Genomic DNA, 6,318 nt, shown 5'->3' with positions numbered 1-6,318 from the left:
AGTCTGATCAACCGTCGTCTCTGAGCTCCACCCCCAGCCCTGTGCAGCTTCGGCCGATCCGACTGCTTCGCAAACCTGCCAAGCAGGTGAGCCTTCTTGCCTTCAACCTTGACAGGGAACATGAGAGACTAGCTCCATGATTTTCAGACTGACGTTTCTTGGCACCTCGGCCAGCGTACCCTCTGCCGAGCGAAATCACCCTGCCCTGCTTGTCGAGGCCGGAGGCCAGCGAATTCTGGTCGACTGCGGGGAAGGCACGCAGCGCCAGCTGCTGCGCAGCGGCGCCGGCTTCGGCGGCTTCACCGCCTACTGCTCACGCATGCGCATTTCGACCATATCCTTGGGATCCCCGGACTGTTCTCGACACTCCGGTTGCGGCAAAGCGAGGATCTCCTGACCATCCATGGAGGCTCGGACACCCTCGACGTCGTTGTGCGTATGCTCGCTGGTCTGTGGGGTGAAGGACGAGCGCCGATCCCACTAACGCTTGAGCCGCTGAGGCCCGGCCGGTTATTCGACGCGGACGAATTCATGATTGACTGCTTTCAGGTTCGTCACCGCGACACAGATAGCTACGGCTTCGTGCTCGAGACACCACCGCGCCGCCACCTTCGCGCCGAGCACCTCACGTCTCTCGGTGTGCCCGACGGTCCAATCAGGAAGGAACTGGCAGAAGGCCGGTCTATCACCCTCGCGGATGGCCGAACAGTTGCTTCCGAAGACGTGTTGGGTCCGCTGGAAGCAGGCAAGAAGCTGGTCATCGTCGGCGACACGGAGTCGACTGATGATCTCGCGGAACATGTCCGCGGCGCCGACCTTCTGGTGATCGAGGCCACCTTCCTGGAACGGGATGCGGCCGTGGCGCGTGACTATGGTCATCTCACGGCTGCGCAGGCAGCATCTCTGGCAGCGACTTCCAATGTGAAGCAGCTCGTTCTTACGCATATCTCTGGCCGCTATGCCGATGAAGAAATCCTCGCGGAAGCCGTGCGGGCGTTTCCGAACAGCCGCATTGCGGCTGATCTCGATGTGCTCATCATATAACGGCCGACAATGACATTCAGGATAGGCATTATCTCTGACACCCACGGACTGTTGAGGCCTGAGGCGGAACGACGCCTGGCCGGGGCAAACCACATCATCCATGGCGGAGACATTGGCAGTCCTGACGTTATTTCCGCGCTTCAGCAGATCGCACCGGTTACCGCGATCAGAGGCAACGTGGATACGGCCGGGTGGGCTTCGACCTACGCCGACACGGTGTTGGTACGGCTGGCAGGCCGAACATTTTACGTCCTCCATGATCTGAACACACTGCAGGTCTCACCAGCGGCACTCGGTATCGACATGGTCGTGTCCGGCCACTCCCATGTGCCGAAACTCAAAACCGTTGACGGTGTGCTCTACCTCAATCCGGGGAGCGCCGGCCCCCGTCGTTTCAAGTTGTCGATTACGCTTGCGACGGTTGATATCACGCCTGTCGGTCTACAGCCGGTCATTCACGATCTCAGTAGCGGCTAAGGCGGGCTCAAGGCGATCGCATGTCGAGCCGGACGGCCGGCGTCGGCTCAATGAAGGCCCGCGACGACCAAGCACCTGAAATTGACTTCTTGCAACGCCCCGGGATGGAAAATTCGACATTCCTTTTATGCGACTTTTTGAGCACACAAGGCGAACATTGATGACATCAATAGGCCCGTCATTCCGTCAGTTCCGGTGATCAATAGCAATGGCTGGAACGGCCGAAGAACGAACCCGCTACGCGGGAGGGCGCCTGGGGTTGAGGTAGAGATCACGAGCCGGTCGTCGCGCTCGCATTGAGGGTGGTTCGGTAGCGGCAGAGCATCACGGGCTTCTTCAACAAGGAGCCCGACCATGCCCTATCCTGTTCTCGATGCACCTATCAGTCCACTGCGTCAGCGGCTGATCGACGACATGAACATGCGACGTTTCTCACAGGAGACGCAGCGCAACTATCTCCGCGACATCGGACGCCTGGCGACGTTCCTCGGCCGGTCGCCAGATACAGCGACCACCGACGACCTGCGCCGGTTCCAGATCGAGCAGCAGGACGACGGTGTTCCGGTGCCGACGATGAACAGCATCGTGTCGGCGCTGCGCTTCTTCTTCACGCATACGGTCGATCGTCCCGATCTGGCGCGCAAGCTCGTCCGGCTGGCGCACCCGCGCAAGCTGCCGGTGGTCTTGAGCCGCGACGATGGTTGCCCGGCTGCTCAACGCCACCACCTGCCTCAAGCACCAGGCCGCGCTGTCGGTCGCCTATGGCGCCGGCTTGCGCGTCGCCGAGGTCTCGGTACTGAAGGTCGCCGACATCGACAGCGAGCGCATGCTGCTCCGGGTGGAGCGCGGCAAGGGCGGGCGGTACCGGAACGCCATGCTGTCGCAAGACCTGCTCTTGTTGCTGCGCCAGTGGTGGAAGGTCGGACGCCAGCAGGGGGTGATGCATCGCGACGGCTGGCTGTTCCCGGGGCAGCATGCGATGAAGCCAATCAGCACCCGCCAGCTCTATCGCGTGGTCGTCGAGGCGGCACAGGCCGCCGGCATCGCCAAGCGGGTCGGACCGCACACGCTGCGTCACAGCTTCGCCACCCACCTGCTGGAGGACGGCACCGACATCCGGATCATCCAGGTCCTGCTCGGGCACGCCAAGCTCAATAGCACCGCCTTCTACACCAAGGTTGCCACCCGCACGGTGCGCACCGTCACGAGCCCGCTCGACAAGCTTGGCCTCTTCAAGCCGGAAGGGATCTCACCCGACGGCTGAGCGTGCGCGCCTCGATCGAGGTTGCCGACATCTTCCGCACTGCCGGGCCCGCCTACCGGGTCGCCCATGCCGGGCATCTGAGCCTCGCCGAGCTCAAGGTCATGTCGGCGATCGAGCACTGCCGCACCGCGGCCCTTGGCGGTCACGTCGAGGCCTGCGAGGACTGCGGCCAGTGGCGCATCGCCTACAACTCCTGCCGCAACCGGCACTGCCCGAAGTGTCAGGGTACGGCCGCACGGACATGGTTGGCCGAGCGCCAGGCCGACCTGCTGCCGGTCGGCTACTTCCACGTCGTGTTCACGCTGCCCGCCGAGGTCGCCGAGATCGCCTTCCATAACAAGGCGCTAGTCTACGACCTGCTGTTCCGCGCCGCGTCGGAGACGATGCTGACCATCGCGGCAGATCGGAAGCATCTCGGCGCGCGCATCGGCATCACCGCCGTCCTTCACACCTGGGGCTCGGCGATGACACACCATCCGCACGTGCACATGATCGTGCCGGGTGGCGGCATCGCGCTCGATGGGAAGCGCTGGGTATCGTCGCGTCCAGCATTCCTCCTTCCGGTGAGGGTACTCGGCAAGCTGTTCCGCCGCCTGTTCCTCACCCCTCTGGTCGCGCTGCGCGACGCCGGCCGGCTCGTCTTCTTCGGATCGATGGCGCACCTCACCGACCGGCGGGCATTCCTGCGCCACCTGTCGCCGGTCCGGAAGAAGCGCTGGGTGGTCTACGCCAAGGCACCGTTCGCCGGCCCGGAGGCGGTGCTCGCCTACCTGTCGCGCTACACGCACCGTGTCGCCATCTCGAACCGGCGCCTCATCCGTTTCGACGAGGACCGCGTCACTTTCCGCTACAAAGACTACCGCCGCGGTGGCGCAGACCGGCAGCAGCTCATGACGCTTGCCACCGACGAGTTCATCCGCCGCTTCCTGCTCCACGTCCTGCCGCGCGGCTTCCACCGCATCCGACACTATGGGTTGCTCGCAGGCTCCGCCCGCAAGGCCAGCCTCGCACTCGCGCGCGAGTTGCTTGCGGCCGCGCCTCCCACCATGAACGATCCATCGGAGGAAACGGACGACTTCCGCCCACCATGCCCCTGCTGTGGTGGCCGCATGATCATCATCGAGACCTTCGAACGATGGAGGCAGCCGCGCGGGCCGCCGGGCGCACGGACGACAAACCGGGAGACCGCCCCATGACCCGGCATGGCATGATCCAGTCTCAAGTCGTAGGCGCACAGCCTCCGGCACCGGATCCACGCCTGTCCAGGGTGATCATCAACGCCGACAGAGCCGCGGCCAGCCGCGTGCCGGGCCGACAACATCGCCTGGAGGCGCATCGAAGCGGCCTGTCGGCATCCATCTCCGCCCTCCTTGGCGAGGTCCCAGCCATCGCCGACATCAGCCGCAAATCGAAATCCCCATAGCCGTCGCCTGTGGCCCGCGGGTTCCTTCCTCGGGGACTTTCGTACGCCTGCCGGCGCCCGAAACTCTTCACGTGAGCAGACCGGCAGCTTCGGTCTCCTAATCTTGAAGAGCAGACATTAGGTTGGGCGGAGGCTTGGTCGTAACATGACCAACCCCCGTTTTGGGCGGCAACGAAGCCGGTCGAGTGCGATACGCTGGACTTGACGTCGCAGCCATACGATCTTCGGGGCGGGGTCGCTTTCGACGCGACAGCTCGTGGCGGGGACACAAATGCTCGATGCCATCCTTACCTTCGTCGCCACGTTGTTAGTCGCGGTATTCGCGATGATAATGCTGCTGGCCGGCGTCGAGACATGGAACGGCGCGATGATCGAGCCGTTTCTCCTGCGTCGAACGCTCCTGCTTCTCATCCCGATAGTAGGGATCGGCCTGGTGTTTCTTCGGGCTCGCCGTAGCCTGCGTAAAGCTCGAGCGAAACGCGAGGCGGGGGATTCCCGCGAGAATGCCCGCGCGGCCGGGCAGGCTCGCCCTGCCTTGGACCTCGCTCGCCGGCGCACCAAGGCTGCCGGCGGCGACGCCGCCGCAAAGATAGTGGCGGAGTCCCAGGCGCAGGCCAAACGCTCCGATGATGCCCACAGGGCGAAGATCCGCGCGCATGTCGAGCGCAAGGCACCGCCCGCCAGCGATGCCGACCGTGCGGCGATCGCCCTCGCCTCGCGGGCCTGCCTTGCCATCCGCCACGTCTTCCCGCCGCGCCACCCGCAGCGTTTGATGAGCTTTTTCGGCGGCGTGCCGCTGGCGCCCGACGATCTGGACTGGCCGATGATCCACAACCGCAAGGGGCTGCTCGAGCCGCTCACCTTCATGGGCCAAGTCGACCTCGGCGCGCTGCCCGACGGGCCGGCACGCTCGCTGCTCCCTGCCCACGGGTGTCTTTATTTCTTCGCGCCGATGTCGGGCAATTTCGACGGCGATGCGAGCCACTTCGTCGTCCGCTACGTCGAAGGCAAGGCCCGCAAGGACTGGGGTCCTCAGCACAATCCCGGATTTCTGGAGCCGATCGACGGCGCCGAGAACGCCCGCTACCGATATCCCTGGCTGACCTGGCACGACAAGCCGGAGAAGGTCTATCCACGCTTTTATCCGCGCATCGAGATCGAGCTCGGCTGGTTGGAGGACGTCGCCGAGGTGGAGGAAGGCGATCCCGATGCCGGCGACGGCTTCCCATGGGAGGTCGCCAAGCAGCGCCGCCGCCAGCAGCTCGTCGCGTTTCACGGCGAGCCAGTCTCCTGGAACGACGCGCTCTCCGCGCACGGCAAGCCCACGGACCGGCTCTGGATCCCGTTCGAGGGTTTTCCGACCAACCGTCGGACCGCCGAGGTTCTGCTCGGTTACCTGAAGTCATACATCAAGGAGGAGACCATCGGGATCAAGGCTCGGCTCGACACCCTGCCGGCGGGGTCCGAGGACCCGGAGCGGTCGGCGCTCTCCGCCCTGCTCGAACGCTTTGCGCAATTCGAAAAGGACCGCTGGCGGATTTTTCAGCTCGCAACGACCGGAGAGGCCCAGCGTGGCAAGGCGCTCGACGAGAACCAGCGGACCGAACTCCTTGCGCTACTCGAGGAATTGCGCGCCGGCGCGCTGCCGGAAGGTGTGCTCGAGCGCCACTATATGCACAAGCGCCTGCCTATGGTGCTGAACGACTGGATCGCGAGGGCGGCGGTCGAAGGCGCCGAAAGCGCGCTTGCCGATCCGGACGGGATCGCGCAGGTGCCCGACGCTGTCGTCGAGGCGCTCCGCTACCGGCACAGCGTGCTGCGCGATCCAGACTTCAGCAAGAACGGCTCATACGCACAGCACCAGATGCTGGGCCGCGGAGTCGCCATCCAGGACGCGGCCGAGTTGATGGCGCCCGAGCACATCCTTCTGCTCCAGCTTCGCTGGGACAATGCGCTCGACTGGCACATGGGCGACGCCGGCGCGGCGCAATACTGGATCCGTCCCACCGACCTGGCGGGGCGGCGCTTCGAGAACACCGTGCTCACCTTCGAGAGCCACTGAAGCGAGGGCGCCTCCCGCGGGCGCTGGTCGGCCCGCTGGATCGCGCGT

Annotated in this window: 4 protein-coding genes and 2 pseudogenes; all 6 read left to right on the top strand. The window is 64.7% G+C overall.

The window, feature by feature from the left end; translation table 11 throughout:
• The first annotated feature begins 139 nt into the window (after positions 1–139).
• The 6 genes and pseudogenes from rnz (at position 140) to O7A05_RS26810 (ending at position 6,270) form a co-directional block, all read left to right on the top strand.
• Positions 140–1,044: pseudogene (rnz, locus tag O7A05_RS26835) on the top strand (ribonuclease Z).
• A 9-nt stretch (positions 1,045–1,053) separates the two neighbouring features.
• On the top strand, positions 1,054–1,521 hold the full coding sequence (locus O7A05_RS26830) for a metallophosphoesterase family protein (protein WP_337096009.1): 468 nt from the start codon (positions 1,054–1,056) through the stop codon (positions 1,519–1,521).
• 354 nt (positions 1,522–1,875) lie between these two features.
• Positions 1,876–2,785 (top strand): annotated as a pseudogene (locus O7A05_RS26825) (tyrosine-type recombinase/integrase).
• 2 nt (positions 2,786–2,787) lie between these two features.
• Complete coding sequence (locus O7A05_RS26820; RefSeq protein WP_337096008.1) at positions 2,788–3,981, top strand: IS91 family transposase; 1,194 nt, start codon at positions 2,788–2,790, stop codon at positions 3,979–3,981.
• A complete protein-coding gene (locus tag O7A05_RS26815; protein WP_337096007.1) occupies positions 3,978–4,208 on the top strand; it encodes a hypothetical protein in 231 nt (76 codons plus the stop codon). Before O7A05_RS26820 ends, O7A05_RS26815 begins: the two co-directional genes overlap by 4 nt.
• A gap of 271 nt (positions 4,209–4,479) precedes the next feature.
• Positions 4,480–6,270, top strand: coding sequence for a DUF1963 domain-containing protein (locus O7A05_RS26810; RefSeq protein WP_337096006.1), 1,791 nt, complete (start codon positions 4,480–4,482; stop codon positions 6,268–6,270).
• Positions 6,271–6,318: the final 48 nt, after the last annotated feature.

Origin of the sequence: Mesorhizobium argentiipisi (SeqCode) (assembly GCF_037179585.1) — a bacterium.
Taxonomy (GTDB): Bacteria; Pseudomonadota; Alphaproteobacteria; order Rhizobiales; family Rhizobiaceae; genus Mesorhizobium; species Mesorhizobium argentiipisi.
This window is presented reverse-complemented; position numbering and strand designations above follow the sequence as displayed.